Genomic DNA, 19,503 nt, shown 5'->3' on the forward strand with positions numbered 1-19,503 from the left:
GGAGCGGGCATGAGTATAGATTTAAGTCAATTTTTTGAAGTCTTTTTTGAGGAAAGTTTCGAAGGCTTGGATGCAATGGAGGCTGAGTTGCTAAACTTGGTTCCCGGAGAGGAAGACTTAGAAACGATCAATACAATTTTTCGTGCTGCGCATTCAATTAAAGGCGGCAGTGGCACATTTGGTTTTAACTCGGTATCTGACTTCACTCATGTACTCGAAACTTTATTAGATCAAATACGAGAAGGCAAAAGAGAGTTAACAACAGAGCACGTTGACCTGTTACTAAAATCGGTGGATTGTTTACGCGCTTTGCTCAGTGCTTTGCAATCAGAGCAAGAACCAGATCTTGAAGAAGCTAATGCCTTAAGGCTTAAATTTGAGGCTATTTTAGGGCTAGGGCAATCCGAACACGATAATCCTAACTCAGAATGTGCAGATGAACAGCAGGCAGAAGTAAACACATACCAAATAGATTTTAAGCCCTACCATCATTTATTTAAAACAGGTAATGAGCCTTTATACATGATCAGCGAGCTAGCTGAGTTAGGTGAGCTCGAAACCCATGTATCTCATAATGAAATCCCTGATATTACAGATTTAACGGCCGATGATTGCTTTCTTTCCTGGCGCTTCTTTTTAAATACCGAAAAAGAAGAGCGTGTTATTAGAGAGATATTTGAATGGGTGGAAGATGATTGTGATTTAACAATTACGCTGTGTGGCGGGCTTTTCTCAGAAGATGATACGGCGCAAGGAGCCGAAGAAAATAACCCAGATAGTAAAATAGAACCTGCTTCATCAGCACCTATAAATACGCAAGAGGTTAAAAAAACGGTGGTAAGCAAGGCACCACCTCCAGCAACTGAATCAACTTCTATACGCGTTGGTATTGATAAAGTGGATTCACTGATCAACATGGTTGGTGAGTTAGTAATAACCCAAGCGATGTTAACGCAACTTGGGGAGCAGGAAATTACTGAAGCGACGATTGCTTCTTTGCAAGAAGGATTAGCGCAGTTAGCGCATAACACTCGTGATTTACAAGAAAATGTAATGCGAATACGGATGCTCCCCATAAGTTTTGTGTTCAGTCGTTTCCCTCGTTTAGTAAGAGATATTTCACAAAAGTTAAATAAACAAGTTGAGTTGAAATTACTCGGAGAGCAGACAGAGCTTGATAAAACGGTAATGGAAAAAATCTCCGACCCAATGGTGCATCTAGTTCGTAATTCGCTTGATCATGGCCTTGAAACTGTCGATCAGCGTCTTGCAGTAGGCAAAGACCCCGTAGGTATTGTCACGCTCAATGCATTTCATCAAGGCGGTAATATCGTTATTGAAATTATGGATGATGGGCAAGGCCTTAATACCACTAAAATCAAAGAAAAAGCTATTGCAAATGGACTGATAGCATTAGGCGACGAGCTTAGCGATGACGAAATCAACGAATTAATTTTTATGCCGGGATTCTCAACCGCAGATGCGGTAAGTGATATTTCAGGACGCGGCGTTGGAATGGACGTAGTTAGGCGTAATATTCAATCGCTTAATGGTTCTGTAGAAGTGTCGTCCGCGACGGGTATTGGCTCGACTTTTACGATTCGTTTACCACTGACGCTGGCTATTTTAGATGGTCAGTTAGTTAAAGTTGCAAAACACACATACATTATTCCTTTAATTTCAATTGTTGAGTCATTGCAAATCGATATCACCAAAGTAAGTCGAGTGGGTAAAGATCTTGATGTTTTAAGGCTGCGTGATGAATACATCCCTATTTTACGTTTGTACAATATTTTTAATCATCAAGGTGCTATTGAGACCTTAGATAAAACCTTGTTAGTCGTTGTTGAAAGCGATAATCAAAAAATAGGTTTACTAGTAGATGATTTACTTTCTCAGCAACAAGTTGTGATTAAGAGCTTAGAAGCTAATTATCAAAAGGTAGACGGTGTATCTGGGGCGACAATTTTAGGTGATGGCCGTGTTTCTCTAATTATAGATATTAGTGGTTTAATCAAATTATCTGGCTTACGAAAACCAGGAAGCCAGGAGTTGATTATTGAATCGCAAGCTAATTTGGAGGCGTCATGATCTCTGGGCAAAGCGAATTAGATAACAAGATAATGCTAGAACAAGCAAAAGGGGTGAAGCAATTTCTCACTTTTATTATGGCGGATGAGGAGTACGGTGTAGATATTTTAACTGTGCAAGAAATTCGTAGTTGGGAAGAAATTACAGTGCTACCTAATGCACCAGATTACGTCAAAGGGGTTATTAATCTACGTGGGACCATAGTCCCTATTTTAGATTTGAGGTTGCGGTTTGGATTACCGAGTATTGAGTATGGTCCTTTAACTGTTGTGATAGTCGTAAAAGTGAATTTTGAACAAGGCAGCAAGATTATGGGCGTAGTCGTGGACGCTGTATCTGATGTTTATAGCATCGCAGAAGAAGACGCGAAAACAGTGCCTAATTTTACGGATTCTGATAACTCAGAGTTTGTTGCAGGGCTGGTAAATGTAGGTGAAAAAATGGTTGCGTTACTTGATTTGAAAAAAACAATGAAGATTAAATGTACGCATTAAAAACCATAACAGATAAATAAAAAGGTGATTGGCATGTGGTGGTTTAGTAATTCAAAACAGTCAGAATCAAGTAATGACCTAGTCGTTGCTGCATTAAATAAGTCTTTAGCGGTCATTGAATTTGAGCCCGAGGGGCAAATTATTACTGCCAATGACAATTTTCTAAATGTAATGGGTTACCAGCTTGAGGAAATTCAGTGTCAACATCATGCCATGTTTGTTGATCCTACAGAGGTCGACAGCGCGCAATATCAAGAGTTTTGGCAGCGACTTAAAAGTGGTGAGTTTATCCGCGGTGAATTCAAGCGCACAGGTAATCATGGTAAAGAAATTTGGATACAAGCGACGTACAACCCTGTCATAGATGCGCAAGGAAAAGTATTAAAAGTTGTTAAGTTTGCCACAGACATCACACAGCAAAAACGCCTTGCAGCTGATGTGGCCAGTCAAATAGAAGCAATTAATAAATCCCAAGCAGTGATCGAATTTAACCTTGATGGCACCATTATTACGGCCAATGATAATTTTTTAAACACACTTGGTTATAGTTTGGATGAAATTAGAGGCAAGCATCACCGTTTATTTGTCGAACAGGAATATGCTAAAAGTACTGAATATAACCAGTTTTGGCGAAAATTAGGAGATGGAGAATTTGACTCAGGTGAGTACTTGCGTATAGCAAAAGATGGTAGAAAGATCTGGATACAAGCGTCTTACAATCCTATTTTTGACCCTAACGGAAAACCATATAAAGTCATTAAATATGCTAGTGATATTAGTGCCCAAAAAGCAGTATCTGAAAAAGCGCGCTCGACTGCAGATTTAGCGAATGCCTTAAAAGTATGCCAAGCAAATGTGATGATTGCAGATAACGATTTAAAGATTGTTTTTGTAAATGAGAAAGTAAAACAAATGCTGCAGGCGCGTGAGGCTAAGCTAAAAACCGTTTTGCCATCATTTTCAGTGGCGGATCTTATAGGTACCTGTGTAGATGATTTTCATAAGCAGCCATCGCATCAGCGCAAAGTATTGTCAGAACTTAACGAGCCACATAAAGCCACTTTACGTTTAGCGGAACTTATTTTTAGTCTCATCGCTACGCCTTGGCTTGGTAGTGATGGGCAGAGGTTAGGAACGATTGTTGAGTGGCAAGATATAACAGATAGTGAAAATAAAGCTGAGCAAGAAAAACGTGAATCACAAGAAAATTTACGTGTGCGCCGAGCGTTAGATCGCGTTGCTACTAATACTATGATTGCGGATGCAGATAATAACATCATTTATATGAATGATGCGGTTGTTAGTATGATGCGTACGGCAGAGAAAGATTTACGCAAAGACCTACCTACTTTTGATAGTAGTAAGTTATTAGGGCAAAACATTGATGTATTTCATAAGAACCCAGTCCACCAGCGTAATATATTAAGCAAATTAAATAAAACGTATAGTGCTGAAATACTGGTTGGCGGGCGAACTTTTGGCCTAGTTGCTAACCCTATTATTACACCTGATAGTGAGCGTATAGGCACTGTCGTTGAGTGGGTTGACCGTACAGAAGAAGTTGCCATAGAAAAAGAAATTAATGATTTAATTAGTGTCGCTGGAAGTGGTGATTTAGATATTAGGATAAAAGAAGCAGATAAAAATGGATTTTTCCTACGCTTAGCCAAAGGATTAAACAGTTTGGTTGGGATTGTAGATGATGCAGTGTCCGGTACAGGGGAAATGCTATCAGCGATGGCTAATGGCGATTTATCAAAACGTATTGAACAAGATTATCAAGGTTCATTTGATAAGCTTAAACGTGATGCTAATGCAACCGCAGATAAATTAACAGAAGTTATCCACCGAATAAATTCATCCGCGACTATGGTTGCCAGTGGTGCGGAAGAGATATCGCAAGGCAATGCAGATTTAAGCCAGCGTACGGAGGAGCAAGCATCAGCATTAGAAGAAACAGCATCAAGTATGGAAGAAATGACAAGTACAGTTCGTCAAAATGCAGATAACGCTAAAGTAGCCAATGAACTGGCGTCAGAAACACGAGACAAAGCACAACTTGGAGGAGAGGTCGTTAATCGAGCTGTAACCAGCATGTCAGCGATCAATGAATCCAGTAAAAAAATTGCTGATATTATAAGTGTGATTGACGAAATTGCTTTTCAAACTAACCTATTAGCGCTTAACGCCGCTGTTGAGGCCGCAAGAGCAGGAGAGCAAGGTAGAGGCTTTGCTGTTGTCGCAGGAGAGGTACGAAACTTAGCTCAGCGCTCTGCAGGGGCTGCAAAAGAGATTAAAGAGTTAATTAGAGATAGTGTTGATAAGGTCGAAGATGGCACGCAATTGGTCAATGAGTCAGGTGCAACGTTGCAAGAAATAGTTACCTGTGTGCAACGTGTCACAGGCATGATTTCGGATATTGCAGAAGCATCTGAAGAGCAAAGCTCAGGCATTGAGCAAGTTAATAAAGCAATTTCTGAAATGGATGAAATGACACAGCAAAATGCGGCCTTGGTTGAACAAGCGTCTGCTGCTGGTGAGTCGATGGCAGAGCAAGCGAATGATATGCGTAAGCTATTACGGTTCTTCTCATTAGGCCAAGAAGAGGCTGTAGTTCCCAACATAGAAAAGCCTAAAGCGACGACCCCACACGTAAGAAGTACTGAAACACCCGTCACACATAGTCGTTATATTCGCAGCGAACCAAGAGGGAATGATTTCTCTGAGCCTTCTGATGAGTGGGAAGAATTTTAAAGTTTATTAATAAACAACAAAGAATATTTTCTATATGGATTTAGAAAAGGTGCGCTGTACATTTTATATCACATAAGTATTTGATTTATTGTACAGCGCGATTAGCGCACGCCAATGCTTAGAATCCTGAGCAGCTAATTACTAAACCCTTAATAGCCGTTATTTCCGACTGTTATAATTGCGAGTGATTGTGATGAAAGAGTTTTTGTTTACCGACGATGATTTTAAGAAAGTATCAGAAAAAGTATATAACTCTTGCGGCATTGTATTGGGTGAGCATAAGCGGGAAATGGTTTATTCACGTTTAGCGCGGCGAGTAAGATCATTGCAGCTCTCCAATTTCAAGCAGTACTTAGAGTATTTAGAAGCTCACCATAATCAAGAGTTTAGTGATTTCATTAATGCGATAACCACAAATTTGACGGCATTTTTTCGCGAGCAGCACCATTTTGACTATCTACAAACACAGATTTTTCCAAAGCTATTAATAGCCAATAAAGATACGCGGCGAGTACGTATTTGGTCTGCGGGCTGCTCTACGGGTGAAGAACCTTATTCTTTAGCTATGGTATTGAGTGGTGTATTCCCACGTGATTGGGATGTAAAAATTCTAGCAACCGATTTAGACTCCAACGTTTTGGCGAAAGCGCAGTCTGGTACTTATACCGCAGCAAATGTTAATGGGCTTGAGCCTAGTCAGTTAAAGCGCTGGTTTTTAAGAAGTAAAGATGGTGAGCAATTTAAAGTAAAACCTGAACTGCAACAGATGATTTCTTTTAAACGTTTGAATTTACTGCAAGAGTGGCCGCTTAAAGGCCCATTTGATGTGATTTTTTGTCGTAATGTGGTGATCTATTTTGATAAAGAAACGAAAGAGCAGCTTTTTGAGCGTTATCACCAAGTTTTAGCTATGGATGGACATCTAATGTTGGGTCACTCTGAAACAATGAGTAAGGCACATCAAGAGTTTAAGAATTTAGGGAAGACAATGTATCAGAAGGTTTAATTATGGATAAGCATTTTTCACCAGTACTAAAAGGCTTCGATCATGTAAGACGGTTTTGGGATAGTGGGCATAAAAATGTTGTTGCAAAGGTTTTGCCCGGTGAGTTTTATGTATCAAAAAATGATGAGTTAATTACGACTGTGCTCGGATCATGTATTGCTGCGTGTGTTTATGATGAGCAAGTAGGTGTTGGGGGCATGAATCACTTTATGCTGCCTATTGAAAAAGGACAGGAGCTTACAAATGCTCACAGCCTAAATTGCCGTTATGGAAATTGGGCAATGGAATTTTTAATTAATGAAGTGCTTAAAAATGGTGCATCGCGCGCGAATTTAAAAATAAAGCTCTTTGGTGGCGGGCAGATTATTCGGACAATGACGGATATCGGTCTTGGTAATATAAGTTTTGCACAGGCATACGTTCAAGAAGAGGGATTGAGGTTAGTTTCTCAGGATGTAGGGGGTCCATGGCCTCGTAAAGTGGTGTTTCACCCGCAGACGGGTAAAGCTCATGTGAAAAAGCTGCGTAGTGTGCAAAATGAGAATATCGAAAAACGTGAAGTGAACTATCTTCATAATATTGAAAAACAAGAATTAAAAACTGATATTGAATTATTCTAAGGGGATTAAATGATTAATGTACTCGTGATAGATGACTCCCCGCTGATAAGGCAAATCTTAACCCAAGTTTTAAATCAAGCTGATGATATTAAAGTGGTTGGCTGTGCTGAAGACCCTTATCAAGCCCGGGACATGATCAAACAGCTCAATCCTGATGTACTTACATTAGATATTGAGATGCCAAGAATGGACGGCATTAGTTTTTTAAAAAATCTAATGCGACTAAGACCAATGCCGGTTGTAATGATTTCTACTTTAACTCAAAAAGGCTCGCCCATTACGCTTGAAGCATTAGAGTTAGGGGCTGTTGATTTTGTTGCTAAGCCAAAAATTAATGTATCTGAACAATTTGCTCAGTATGCGCAGCTAGTACAGCAAAAAGTGCGCACTGCTGCAAGTGCTAGGATACGCAGCTTTAAGCTCCCAGCTAATGTTGCAATTGATACTTCTGCTAAACAACATTTTATCAATACCAAAGTGTTAGCGATCGGAGCATCAACAGGGGGAACTGAGGCAATTAAAGAGGTATTAATAAATATGCCAGTGAATTGTCCGCCGCTTATGATCACTCAGCATATACCGCCAGTTTTTAGTAAGTCATTTGCACTACGAATGGACAAAACCTGCGCAATAAATGTAAAAGAAGCATGTCATGGTGACAAACTAGCGCCAGGCTGGGCTTATATAGCACCAGGGGATCAGCATTTAAGTATTAAGTTGCAAAATGGCAGTTTGTATTGCCAGCTTGATGCAAGTGACCCGATAAATCGTCATCGCCCCTCTGTTGATGTGTTATTTAATTCGATGGCAAAGGTATGTCCAACGCATACAGTAGCAGCACTATTAACGGGAATGGGAAGTGATGGCGCTAAAGGTTTATTGTCTCTAAGGGAGTTGGGGGCTTACACTATGGCGCAAGATGAGCTGTCATCAGTAGTATGGGGAATGCCAAAAGCGGCAATTGAGCTAAATGCCGCTATAGATGTGGTTTCCTTGGATAAAATCGCGAGTAATTTATTGCGTCATGCTGTTAAAAAATAATTTGCAAAAAATAGGTTATTTAACGATTACCCAAGGTTGTGAAAACCAGTAATAACTACCTGCATGCTTAATAGATGGCGCAGTACAATTAAAGCGAGAGCGACCTTTACCTAATGCTTTTGGTGTTTGTACTTGCACTGTATCTTTAGATGTCCATTTTAGCTTTGCTTGTCCAACACTAGATACATAACATGCTAGTTGGCTTTTATGGAAATCCCCCATATTAAATTGGATACTGATCTGGGGAAGATCCTCAGTTGTTACACTATCAGTATAAATTAGCTTTTTAATAGGGAATGCACGCGCATTCATTTTAGTAATTAAAGTATCGAGCGTGCTATAAAACCCTGATGCAGGAAAGCGAGGTAAGCGGCTAAAGTCAGAGTCTGTGTGTATAGCTCCTGAGTGTTGGCCAATACCAATAAAGCCCAACTCAGTTACTAAGTCTTGCAGCTGATTATTAAACTCACCGTAAGGATAGGCTAAGTATTTATAGTCATGTCCTATTTCTTCTTTAATGCGCTGTTGTGACGACAAAATATCTTGCTTGATCCGGGCTTGCCATTGCTCTGTTGTTTCTTCAGCTAATTTACGATGTAAGTAGTCATGTTGAGCACTGTGATTAGCAATAAGGGCTCCTTTTTTTGCGAGCTCTCTCAATTGGGGCCAACCCATCACATAGCCTTTACCTTCATCAATAAGTTTAGGGTTTACAAAAATAGTATAAGGGTAATTAAACCTCTCTAATATGGGCGCTGCTTGTTCATAGTTATTCTTGTATCCATCATCAAACGTAATTGCGACGGTTTTATCTGGTAAACTTTCGCCTTGTTGCAAGCGAGTTAATAGTTCATTGAGTGGGAGCACTTTAAAATCATGCTCTTGCAGGTAAGTAAGATGTTCGGTAAAAGTATCAGCACTGACACTTGTAACCGCTGGCAGAGTTTCACTGACATGGTGATACTGCAAAATAACTGCACTTTGCGCAGGCAAAGACAGACAAAATAGGACCGATAGTACACTGTGAAAAAATTTCTTAAACGTCATAAGGCACACCATAAAAGCTTGCTGTTGTTAGCAGGTCCGATGATATTATCAAATATAACCGTGCCATTGTTAGGAATTGTTGATACAGCAGTAATTGGCCATCTAGGTAGTGCGCATTATCTTGCTGGTATAGCACTAGGAGCCACGATTATTTCGTTGCTTTTTTGGCTAGCAGGCTTTTTAAGAATGAGTACCACAGGCCTTGTGGCACAAGCTTATGGTAAAAAGGACTATGCTCAATTAGCTGGGTTACTAAAACGTAGTTTAGTACTGGCGCTTATTGTTGCTTTCATTTTAATTGCCTTATCCCCATTAATGAAAAATGTAATCGCTTACCTGTCTGGTTCCAGTGAGGAGGTGTTAGTACAAGCTTATAGTTACTTTTATATTCGTATTTTTAGCGCACCAGCAGCGCTGTGTAACTTGGTGTTACTAGCGTGGATGCTTGGTATTCATTATGGTAAAGGGCCGTTCTATTTGCTGCTCGTCACTAATATTACCAACATCGTATTAGATATATATTTTGTCGTGTTTTTAGATTGGGAAGTTGCTGGTGCTGCATGGGCTTCGGTGATTGCTGATTATATTGCCTTAGTGTTTGCATTATTTTTAGTCATACGATTAGCAAATAAAATGTCAGTGCCTTTATTTGTTGGTGGTTGGTTTAGTCGTAAAAAAATGTGGGCATTATTAAGTCTTAATCGTGATATTTTTATTCGCTCGCTGATTTTGCAGTTGTGTTTTAGTTTTATGACTTTTTATGGTGCTCGCATTGGTGATGTGACGCTTGCGGCAAACGCAGTATTAATGAACTTTTTAATGTTAGTTAGTTTTGCACTAGATGGTATCGCTTACGCAAGTGAAGCAAAAATAGGCCAGGCGAAAGGGCAAAATAGTGTTAGGCGTATTAATTTATGGATGCGTATAAGTGTTTTTTGGGGAATGTTGTTTGCCCTATGTTATAGCGTGTTTTTTGCATTATTCGGCGGGCAGATAATCACGTTATTAACGGATGTTCCGCAAGTGATTAGTGAAGCCCAAAAATATTTGCCTTGGCTAATAATTTTACCGCTAGCAGCAATGAGTTGTTTTCTGTTTGATGGTATTTTTGTTGGGTTAACTCGCGCAAAAGACATGCGTAACACGATGGTTTTTTCAGCGCTATTCGGTTTTTTTGGTGTTTTTTTGTTATCTCAGCAATGGCAAAACCATGGGTTATGGTTTTCGATGACCTGCTTTATGTTACTTCGTGGCATTACATTGATAGTCCGTTATAGGCAACTACAAACATCGCAGCGCTTATTGAGTTAGTTTAAATGTAGGTTAATTTAAAGTTAACTTAAAACTTAGAGTTTATACCCAAGCCACCTTAAGATGCAGAATTCAGCGTTTCACAGAGGCTTAATATCAAGGCGTTACTTTGTAGGAATGGCCGTCCCTTTTAAGAAGGAACAACGATGAGAGTAAGTCTCTGTGAAACGCCCAACGGGTTGGTTTAAAAGCGATTTATACTGCGTTATTGATTTTAATAATAGAACCACTATTACTTGCAATCAATGCCTTGCCTAAATCGCTTTTAATTCCAACTGAAACTCGCATCTTGAGGTGGTTTGGGTATATTGTGCTAAAACAGCGTCGTTTAGCACGTTTGGGTATCTAAATTCGCATCTTGAGGTGTTTTGAGTATATGACTGAACTTTACCATTGGTTTGATTTAATCGGCGTGGCAGTATTTGCTGTGTCAGGCACCTTAATTGCCTACGATAAAAAAATGGACGGCTTTGGTGTCGTTGTACTGGCGACGGTGACAGCGGTGGGTGGAGGAACGTTACGTGATTTGATTTTGGATGTGCCTGTTTTTTGGCTACACGATCAAAGTTATTTTGTCGCTATTTTTGCATCGATTTTTATAACAACGCGCTTTATTAACAAGCAAAAATCCATACCTTATTATCATCTACAAGTGGCTGATGCATTTGGTTTAGCCTTTTTTGCGGTTATGGGAGCACAAAAAGCGCTCTTGGCCGGCATGCCCGCAACAACGGCGATTATCATGGGGATGATAACAGGGTGTTTTGGTGGCGTGATCCGGGATGTACTGGCGGACAATATACCTATGTTATTAAAAGGTGAGCTATATGCTATTACCTGTATTGCTGGTGGAATCGTCTATACCCAAGGTATCGCGTTTGGAATCATGACCGAAATGGCCATGGTGCTTGCGATGTTAACAACGCTAATATTACGTTTAGCAGCAATGAAGTGGCAATTGACACTACATATTTTTAAATATCCTGACTAGACTGTAATAAAACAATATTACAGGGACAAAGGAAATGTCATTAGCTCGTATATATTCTCGCGCTCAAGTGGGGATTCAAGCACCTGAAGTGATGGTTGAAGTTCATTTGGGAAACGGTCTACCGGCTTTTCATATCGTTGGTTTACCAGAGGCGTCGGTAAAAGAGGCTAAAGATAGGGTGCGCAGTGCCCTTGAAAACTCTCAGTTTGGTTTTCCAGATCAACGTATAACTATGCTATGAAAGAAAAACAGGAATAGTTTTATGCTTCCCTCTATATATAGCGCAATCTCTACTGGATTTGGTATACTGGCACAAAAATCTATGTATACTGTGTTTACATACAGGTCCAAGGTGAATGTTAATGATTACCCCTCACGTAATACCTTATCAAGGTAGTAAAAGAAAACTTGCTGATTCTATTCTTCAATATGTGGATGGGGTAGATATACATACACTTTATGAACCGTTTGCAGGTTCAGCAGCTATAACCTTGGCAGCGGCAAGCCAAAACTTGGCGAAAGAGTATGTTCTTAATGATAAATTCGCCCCAATAATGGATTTATGGGAATTAATTATTAACACCCCAGAACTAGCTTCTGATAGATATGAATCTCTTTGGAACTGTCAAATTCCGTTAGATGATTCTGTTGAATTACTCTCGCATTCCTACCAGCACTATATGGATGTAAGAAAAGAGTTTAACCAAGACCTTGATCCAATAAAATTTTTATATCTGGTTGCTAGATGTGTCAAAAATGCTATTAGATTCAATTCAAACGGTGAATTCAATCAAGGCCCTGACAAGAGAAGAAAAGGAACGGCTCCTAAAAAGATGAGAACCAACATTCTTGGAGCGTCTACTGTGCTAAAAGGCAAGAGTCGAGTGTATAGTCAGGATTTTAGAGACATAACAGCTAAAGCCACAAGCAATGACCTAATCTATATGGATCCACCTTGGCAAGGAACTAGTACCAAAAAAGACACAAGGTATGCTTTTGTTCTGCAAATTGATGAGTTAATTTCGGAAATGGAAGAATTGAATAATCGTAATGTGCCTTACATACTTTCATTCGATGGTGTTTGCGGTGATAGGTCATATGGTAAAGATTTACCAGATAGTTTGAATTTAAAAAAAGTTATGCTAGATGCTGGAAGATCTTCTCAAGCTATACTTTTAGGTAGAGAAGACAAGACTTTTGAATCCCTCTACCTATCACCAGCATTAGTCCAAAAGATTGAACCTAGCCTTTTAATCGCTGTATAACCAAGTCTTGAATAGGAAGTCCTGTTCTTTTACTTTCTTCTAAAAGGTGGTCATATACTTCACAATCTTGACCACTAAAACCAAGGTTTAGTAAGCGTAGTGGTCTCGTTGCTGCGTGATCATAATTTTCAGGGTAAGCCCAGTAACAAGAGCTACAGATAGCCTTATCTTTTGCCCCTTTAAGGTTAGGGCATTGCTCACACTCCCAAGATTTTTTCCTTTGTGCTGCACCACTTAAAAGCATAAATTTGTCGGGGGTATTTTCTTCGGCAACTTCATCACCAGCAACTTCATAAGGTATGCGATGATCGATTTGTAAGTATCTACCTTGAAATGCAATACCAGATACGGCACAACGCTCTCCATACATTGCAACAAGTGTGTCTTTTAAGTGTTTAGAAAAAGTTTGACGACCTGCTAATTTATGACCTTCAATTTTTCTAGGATCACCAAACCTGTAAGCTCCAATTTTTCGCCCTTGCTTATCTAATACCTTGAAAGTATCTAAAGGTATACCATTCTCTCTCACATCTCTTGCCGCCCTTGGTGGGTGGTCATAACCGTATATATCCTTTAACTCTTCTGTAGAGACAGAGCCGTGAGCGATAATGTGATCTATCACTGTTTTTGCACGTTTTGCAGTAATCTTTTTAGCAAGCTCTAAAATTTTAGGATCTATAGTATCCATAATCTAACTCCATAAAATGAGTTAGATTACCAAATAAGGCCAAAAATTGGGACCATTATCGCATATTGCAAATGATTATCATTAATAAGAGTTCACTTCTAATATATATATTTCTTCAGTGTCAATTAATCTTAAGTCCTCATGTATTATATTTAAAAAAGCATCGTATCCACTTCTAATTATTGCGCCTTCATTTCTAAAATCTTCAAAATATCTTTCTATGTTTTCACAACAACGATAATATTCACCAGAATCAAAACATAAACAACCATTAAAAACCGAATAAAACAAAACTTCATTATTAATAGTAAAACAATTATCGCCATCAGGTTCTATTTCTTGATTGTAATAAACTTTTGTCAAACCGTCATTATAATACTCTTCAAAGTCTTTAAAATAATATTTAAAAGATTCATCATCATCACAATCAAATTCCTCATTGTCGGCTAATTTTTCAAATAATTCTTTTGCGCTTGCCTTAAAGTTATAATGTTCTATTTTAATTACTTTAATATCACCCATTTAATATCCTCTCATCAGTTGGTTATTAATTTACATACCACTATTTTATGGAAAAGCAAGATGATAAAAATTGACTTGTAATTAATGAATGATAAAAAGATTATATATATGACTTATATTGCAAGTAGGAAGTGGGGAACCCACTTACTTGATTTATCTAACGATAAATATACAAATATTCGCTTAAAGCTCTATTTGAATTAAACAGTCTCTACCGCATTATCATTTGGTTTATCGACTATTTAATTTTAAAGGATCCGCATTACATTTGGAGAAAAAACATGAAAGAAACTATGTATAAAAAAGAATACTTACCATCTAAATTAAAACATCTTGAAATAATAATCATGCTGATAAATGCAAACGATGAAGAAGAATTACAAATAAAAAATAAAATTAATAATGAGGTGAGAAATGAAAAAAGAAAAACGAGATCCAAATAAAACAAGTTTGCATTTAAGACTTTCAATAGAAACAAAGAATCATTTGGAAGAATTAAAAGAACTTGGAAATTTTAAAACATTTGAAGAAACTATCTTGGCTTATATGTCCCAAAATGGAACAGAAGTAAAAAAAGTCTTTGTTGATGAAGATGGTCACTGTTTGAAACTAATGAATGAATTAATTAAATATTCTACAAACTTAAATCAAATGGCAAAAATTGCAAATCAACAAAATAGTATATCTTTAGAGGAAATTAAAAAGTTTCAACATAATCATTTGGTTTTAATCAACGCAAAAAGGTATTTAACAAAGAATGTTAAGATATTAAAAAAGAGGTTATAGAATGGCAGTATTTAGAGTATTACATGAGGGAAAAACATTAAGGGGATTACACGGAACAGTTAGATATAATTCAGTCGATAAGAAAGGCTTGAACAGCCCAGAGAACCCAAGACTGATTGGTGTTGAGTCAAACAGTGGCTTTTGTTTGAACGTTAACGATAGAGACGAATATAAACGATTAAAAGATAGTTTTGTTATGTCTGTTGAAGCTAACTCAAAGCTATCTAAGAACTCCCGTCAGTCCTACCTATACGAACACTCTATGATCTCTTTTTCAGAAGAGGACGATGAGAAACATACGCTTGAAGAACTTCAAAAACTAGCACTAGAAGCGTGTGAGCTTTACGATCCCAAGTTTAATGAAACTCCTTTTATGCTCTTCCCTCAGACAGACTCAGGAAAGACCCATTTCCACGTTGTCAGAGGCTTTCACGATGATGAGGGAAAGTATCAAAGACAAGTCCAATCAGGGCGTAAAATGGAGCGTGCAGCGCAAAAATTAGAAAAGCAATATAAGCTAACTTTCACAGGTAAAAATGATCCAAATAATTGGTTTATTATTGATGGAAAAAGGACTTACATTCCAAAACATAAACAAGATGGTCAAAAAACAGTTAAAAATAAATACTCTAGTAAAATTAAAATTCACAAAGATAAAGTAAATAAATTAGAAGATAAAAAATCAGTTGTTCAAAATGACATCACAAATTTAACCAACAATGCAAATAATACGGTTAATGATTTAAATGATTCAATTTCAGAAATAAATGAAGATATAAAAAATGATACTAATGAGATTGATAATTTAGGGTTTTTTAATAAACTTCTTAAAACTGATAACGATGTATTAACTGAAAATATTTCAGTTAATGATAGAAAGTTACGAGAATTAAAATCAAAAGTTAAAAAAGAAAAGAAATCAGCGAATAAACAAAAAGAATCTTTATCTAATGAATATAAGAATTTGGAAACGAGTATTGATAGAGAAAATGGTGATATCTCAGCAATAAAAGACAAAGAAACTAAATTGAAAACTTCATTTGATAGTATTGATGATTTTAAAAAATCAATAAATGATACTTATAGAAATAACCAAAGCTCAAAAGAATTCATCGAAAAGTTGAATAATTCAGGTATAGAAATACAATATCTTCACAGGAAAAATGGGAATGGTGGCATAACTTTCATCAGTGATGATTTTTCTTTATCTGGTGGTAAAGTTAATTCAATGCTTACGTTCGGTAAAATAAAGAAGAACAATCCAGAGTTGTTCAAATTAATAACTGGTCAAAGTGATTTATTAAGTTTGTCTTGTGATGATTCAAACAATAATAAAATAAACATTAAAAGTATAAATGACAATTACAAACAAAAAGTTGATAAACACGGTAATACTTTTATTTATTATGAGCATAAAGATGAAGAAAAATACCCAAGGAATTTCAACCTTAAACTTTCAGAAGATAAAAATAGAATTTCATTTGGTCAAAGAAGTAATGACCACGACATTAAATTATCGTATGACCTCGCAAAACAAACGGGTTGGACTTGTGCGAGTTCTGATAGTAAAGAATTAATACATCGTTGTATGAAGGTTGCTTTTAAAGAAAATCCAGATGATTTATTCTTTTTTCAAACGAATGAACCAAGCTTAAAAATTGATGAGCTAAAAGAAATTACAACATATAAAACATTATCAGATGATAATTTAATCAAGTTATATGATAGTGGGGTTGTTGCTACTGAAGATAAAGAGAAGTTGAAATCTTATATCATTCAACAATGTGTAAGAAAAGACTATCCAGTTGATAGAATCAGTGATTGTTTAGATAAAAATAAATCTTTAAAGGATACTTTTGAAGAAATAAAAAGTAGTAATAATAGTGGTGGCAATAATAAACAACAATTACATACACAATCTAAAAAACTTAAAGGTAAGAGTATTAATTCATTATCACCAAAACTAACACCTTTCAATAATCCTAATCATAATTAATCTGTAAATCACCCACTATATTTGAAAGATCACGCTCATAAGTATCATAATAAAACTTATAATGTTCTTCTGTAGCTTTTTGATTTTGATTTGCAGGATGTTTATATTCAGCTTCAACATTTATTGATTTAAATGATTTTTTTATTTTTGCTATTTTATTGTCTCTTCTTTTTATTGTGTTTAAATCTAATACCTTAAACAAATAATGTAAGTCAAGATAGCCGCTTGGTTTTATTTTTGTCAGAATGAACAACTTTACAGTTCTAACATCAGATATTGATTTTAAATCAGATATTTCAAGTTTATTAAACCCAGAGTCTTTTATGTTTTTCTTGTATTCTTTTGAAAGTTTGAAATTAATTTCATTACCAAGTGTCTTTATTTCATAGAAAAAAGGGCTTTTTAATTCGTTAATGAATTTTCTTATTTTACTTACTGATAAATCTCTTCTATTTAAAATGCTACTTTCAGAAAGTAAACCTTTTATATTAAAGTTATGATCTGCTTCTTTTTTTGTATTTCTGTAAATCATTGTTGAGTATGCAAGTATTGTAATAAACAACTTCATTTTAGAGTTGTTTTTATAGTCAAACAATGCGTAATGTAGTGGGTTTTTTCTATTCATAATTTCGTGTGGTATTGTTAAGTATTCAATCATTTTAATTTCCTTTTAGTTGTTGTTTAAACTTCAAAGGAATAATGATTATAATATACTTACTTTACAAATTGTAATTTTGGTGTTATATAATTAGTATTCTTCTTGGCGGAAGTTTAATTTTAAAAAGTCGCAAATTATTATGCGGCTTTTTTTGTATCTTTAATATATCAAATCACAATTGAAATATTTGTCAAACTGTAACTAAGTGCAGGGGGCTAATGTTTCAAAGTGTAGGTGGCTAATGTTTCAAAGTGCAGGGGGCTAATGTTTCAAAGTGTAGTCCTAATAATATATATACAAAACTAATTTAAATTTTTTAATATAGATTCTTTTTTTATATGTAAATTTATAGCTTCAATTTTTTGTTTTTATCGGCCTGAGGCCAAAGCATAAAAAATTTGCTGATTTTCCGAAGGAGCTTGCGTATGAGGCTCTAAAATCCATTTAAAGCTAATCAAATGGAAAACATAGCTAACAGCATAGGCATTTGTAGAAAATTGCTCAAAACGCTTGTTTGAGAGAACCTATTAGCATTTTGTGACTTAATCAAGGTCATAGACTTTTTCTGGTGTTTCAACACCCCAATAGTTTGTGGCTTTTAGTATTTCGATAAACTTCCCATCCATTCGCCCACTCTTGTAAGCGTTAAGGATTTCTTCTTTCAATTCGTAAAATTCACCAAAACCATCAACAGGTTTTATCTTTTCTTTTTTCTCAAGCTTACTATTGTTCAAAGTAAAGTGAATAACCATCCCGTTAGAATAAAGCGCAGTGCAAGCCTTTGAGTCGCTTGATACGACAAATGCCGCAAAATTTTCATTAACAAATCTCTTAGCTTTTACGACAGAAACAGGATCGGTCTTGTCAAAAAACTCTAGTTTGTTATCACTTGATAATCTTGCAATATTCGCTTTAAAATCTGCAATTCTTGCATCATTCACATTGATTTTCTTACGCTGTTTTGAACTTTCTTTTAGGTAAGTAGCATAATCCAAATCACCACTCTCATTCATCGTTTCTAGGGTTATTATATCTTTTTCAATCTTCTTGGTGTCTGTAGAAATCTCACTGATTTTCCCCTTTATCTGGTTAATTTCATTACTATTATCTTTCTTGCTTTGTGTAACCATTCCAAACATATTTGGAGTAGATGAAATAAAATCATCATACTTGATAGATTTACTCTTGCAGCCCAGAACACGCCTACCCTGACATTTCAACATATAGTATAAGGTTCTACCTTTTTTCGTGATTTTATCATCTGTCTCAAAGTAATATTTTTGACCACAACCTGCACAAAACATTTTACCAGTGAAGATATTAATAGATTTTCTACCAGAGGCTTTTTTGGTTTTCTTTGTTGCCGTCATTGATTGAACAACATCCCAATCATCAACGGAAATGATAGACGGGTAGTAGTTTTCATAAATATCGCCACTCTTTGCAATACGTAGCTCACCGAGAACACAGCGATTTTTAAGCAGGTGGTTAATCTTGGCTGAACTCCAAGAATTGGTAAAATTCTTATGTCGTCTTTTTGCTACTTGCTCAACAAGCTCATCGTTAAAAATCCTTGCTATATCGCCCATAGAAGTTCCTTCGATATACATTTTAAAGGCTCTTTGAACGATTTTAGCTTTCTCATTAATCACGAAATTTGTTTTTTGTTTTGTGCCTTTGTTGTCTATCCATCCTGGGAAAATCCCCACGTATTGAATAGATTCTCCGTTGTTTAACTTATCAATTTTTTGATCAAAGCTTTTTAGAATCCTTTCCGCTTTCTTTGCACTCTCTTCGTTGGCTTGAGCCATTAGCATTGACGAATACATAATGCTCATCAAATCGTTGAGACTAGCTTTTGTGTAGATTTTCTTATCCATCAATGTAATGACATTTACATTGGCTTTGAGGATTCTTCGGAAAACTTGATAAGCATTGTCTATGCTTTGTCGTGAGAGTCTATCTATTTGCTCAATACACAGATACGCAGATCCATCAGATTCTATGACTCCTGTATCTAAAGCATCTAAAAAGTCCCCTAGCGATCCTTTTTCAATATGCTTTGCTTTATATGCCGATAAGCCTAAATCCTTTAACTCAAGGCTGTTATTGACGGTATAGCCGTTCTCTTTTGCATAGTTTAAGATGTCGCCCATCTGTCGCTTGTATGAACTGCCACCTGATTGCTGTTCGCTACTAAACCTGACATATGGGTAAATGATTTTTTCCATTC

Annotated in this window: 17 protein-coding genes and 1 pseudogene; 13 read left to right on the plus strand and 5 right to left on the minus strand. The window is 36.5% G+C overall.

Annotated features, from left to right (window positions below; genetic code table 11):
- Window positions 1–9 precede the first annotated feature (9 nt).
- The 6 genes from ACJJVX_RS05165 to ACJJVX_RS05190 all read left to right on the plus strand — a co-directional run bounded on the left by ACJJVX_RS05165 (window position 10) and on the right by ACJJVX_RS05190 (window position 8,006).
- Entirely contained in the window at window positions 10–2,091 is a 2,082-nt protein-coding gene (locus ACJJVX_RS05165; protein ID WP_170174273.1) for a chemotaxis protein CheA, read from the plus strand.
- A complete protein-coding gene (locus ACJJVX_RS05170; protein ID WP_054206102.1) occupies window positions 2,088–2,585 on the plus strand; it encodes a chemotaxis protein CheW in 498 nt (165 codons plus the stop codon). Before ACJJVX_RS05165 ends, ACJJVX_RS05170 begins: the two co-directional genes overlap by 4 nt.
- 33 nt (window positions 2,586–2,618) lie before the next feature.
- Complete coding sequence (locus tag ACJJVX_RS05175; RefSeq protein WP_405630492.1) at window positions 2,619–5,339, plus strand: methyl-accepting chemotaxis protein; 2,721 nt, start codon at window positions 2,619–2,621, stop codon at window positions 5,337–5,339.
- Window positions 5,340–5,532: 193 nt separating this feature from the next.
- Window positions 5,533–6,345 (plus strand): protein-glutamate O-methyltransferase CheR, encoded by an 813-nt coding sequence (locus ACJJVX_RS05180; RefSeq protein ID WP_054206104.1) that lies wholly within the window; start codon window positions 5,533–5,535, stop codon window positions 6,343–6,345.
- 2 nt (window positions 6,346–6,347) lie between these two features.
- The gene (cheD, locus tag ACJJVX_RS05185; protein ID WP_054206105.1) at window positions 6,348–6,965 is read left to right on the plus strand and encodes a chemoreceptor glutamine deamidase CheD; all 618 of its coding nucleotides are present in this window, start codon (window positions 6,348–6,350) and stop codon (window positions 6,963–6,965) included.
- A gap of 9 nt (window positions 6,966–6,974) precedes the next feature.
- A complete protein-coding gene (locus ACJJVX_RS05190) occupies window positions 6,975–8,006 on the plus strand; it encodes a chemotaxis response regulator protein-glutamate methylesterase (protein ID WP_170174275.1) in 1,032 nt (343 codons plus the stop codon).
- Between the two features lie 15 nt (window positions 8,007–8,021).
- Here the strand turns inward: ACJJVX_RS05190 and ACJJVX_RS05195 are convergent, their stop codons facing one another.
- On the minus strand, window positions 8,022–9,053 hold the full coding sequence (locus ACJJVX_RS05195) for a polysaccharide deacetylase family protein (protein WP_054206107.1): 1,032 nt from the start codon (window positions 9,051–9,053) through the stop codon (window positions 8,022–8,024).
- Between the two features lie 39 nt (window positions 9,054–9,092).
- On the opposite strand from ACJJVX_RS05195, the gene ACJJVX_RS05200 reads away from it, so the two are divergent.
- The 4 genes and pseudogenes from ACJJVX_RS05200 (at window position 9,093) to ACJJVX_RS05215 (ending at window position 12,620) form a co-directional block, all read left to right on the plus strand.
- Window positions 9,093–10,364, plus strand: a complete 1,272-nt coding sequence (locus ACJJVX_RS05200; RefSeq protein WP_054206139.1) for an MATE family efflux transporter — start codon at window positions 9,093–9,095, stop codon at window positions 10,362–10,364.
- Between the two features lie 376 nt (window positions 10,365–10,740).
- Window positions 10,741–11,355, plus strand: a complete 615-nt coding sequence (locus tag ACJJVX_RS05205) for a trimeric intracellular cation channel family protein (protein ID WP_054206108.1) — start codon at window positions 10,741–10,743, stop codon at window positions 11,353–11,355.
- 34 nt (window positions 11,356–11,389) lie between these two features.
- A pseudogene (locus tag ACJJVX_RS05210) lies at window positions 11,390–11,590 on the plus strand (magnesium chelatase domain-containing protein); the annotation flags it as partial.
- 127 nt (window positions 11,591–11,717) lie between these two features.
- Window positions 11,718–12,620: a DNA adenine methylase gene (locus tag ACJJVX_RS05215; protein ID WP_405630499.1), complete on the plus strand. Its 903-nt coding sequence runs from the start codon at window positions 11,718–11,720 to the stop codon at window positions 12,618–12,620.
- Here the strand turns inward: ACJJVX_RS05215 and ACJJVX_RS05220 are convergent.
- Both ACJJVX_RS05220 and ACJJVX_RS05225 read right to left on the minus strand, forming a co-directional pair.
- Window positions 12,598–13,308: a hypothetical protein gene (locus ACJJVX_RS05220; RefSeq protein WP_405630502.1), complete on the minus strand. Its 711-nt coding sequence runs from the start codon at window positions 13,306–13,308 to the stop codon at window positions 12,598–12,600. The two genes, ACJJVX_RS05215 and ACJJVX_RS05220, sit on opposite strands and share 23 nt — an antisense overlap.
- Window positions 13,309–13,389: 81 nt before the next feature.
- Window positions 13,390–13,830: a hypothetical protein gene (locus tag ACJJVX_RS05225; RefSeq protein ID WP_405630504.1), complete on the minus strand. Its 441-nt coding sequence runs from the start codon at window positions 13,828–13,830 to the stop codon at window positions 13,390–13,392.
- A 281-nt stretch (window positions 13,831–14,111) separates the two neighbouring features.
- Here ACJJVX_RS05225 and ACJJVX_RS05230 point away from each other — a divergent pair, with 281 nt between their 5' ends.
- From ACJJVX_RS05230 to ACJJVX_RS05240, 3 genes are read left to right on the plus strand one after another with little or no spacing between them, the layout of a single operon-like run.
- The gene (locus ACJJVX_RS05230) at window positions 14,112–14,273 is read left to right on the plus strand and encodes a hypothetical protein (RefSeq protein WP_405630507.1); all 162 of its coding nucleotides are present in this window, start codon (window positions 14,112–14,114) and stop codon (window positions 14,271–14,273) included.
- Window positions 14,245–14,616 (plus strand): hypothetical protein, encoded by a 372-nt coding sequence (locus tag ACJJVX_RS05235; protein ID WP_405630510.1) that lies wholly within the window; start codon window positions 14,245–14,247, stop codon window positions 14,614–14,616. Before ACJJVX_RS05230 ends, ACJJVX_RS05235 begins: the two co-directional genes overlap by 29 nt.
- Before the next feature lies 1 nt (window position 14,617).
- Complete coding sequence (locus tag ACJJVX_RS05240) at window positions 14,618–16,612, plus strand: relaxase/mobilization nuclease domain-containing protein (RefSeq protein WP_405630513.1); 1,995 nt, start codon at window positions 14,618–14,620, stop codon at window positions 16,610–16,612.
- On the opposite strand, the gene ACJJVX_RS05245 is transcribed toward ACJJVX_RS05240, so the two are convergent.
- Window positions 16,599–17,270 carry a hypothetical protein gene (locus ACJJVX_RS05245; protein ID WP_405630515.1) on the minus strand — a complete coding sequence of 224 codons (672 nt, stop codon included), beginning with the start codon at window positions 17,268–17,270 and terminating at the stop codon, window positions 16,599–16,601. The two genes, ACJJVX_RS05240 and ACJJVX_RS05245, sit on opposite strands and share 14 nt — an antisense overlap.
- 542 nt (window positions 17,271–17,812) lie before the next feature.
- Window positions 17,813–19,501: a recombinase family protein gene (locus ACJJVX_RS05250; protein ID WP_405630518.1), complete on the minus strand. Its 1,689-nt coding sequence runs from the start codon at window positions 19,499–19,501 to the stop codon at window positions 17,813–17,815.
- Window positions 19,502–19,503 lie beyond the last annotated feature (2 nt).

Origin of the sequence: Pseudoalteromonas sp. Ld20 (genome assembly GCF_045064175.1) — a bacterium.
Classification (GTDB): Bacteria; Pseudomonadota; Gammaproteobacteria; order Enterobacterales; family Alteromonadaceae; genus Pseudoalteromonas; species Pseudoalteromonas neustonica.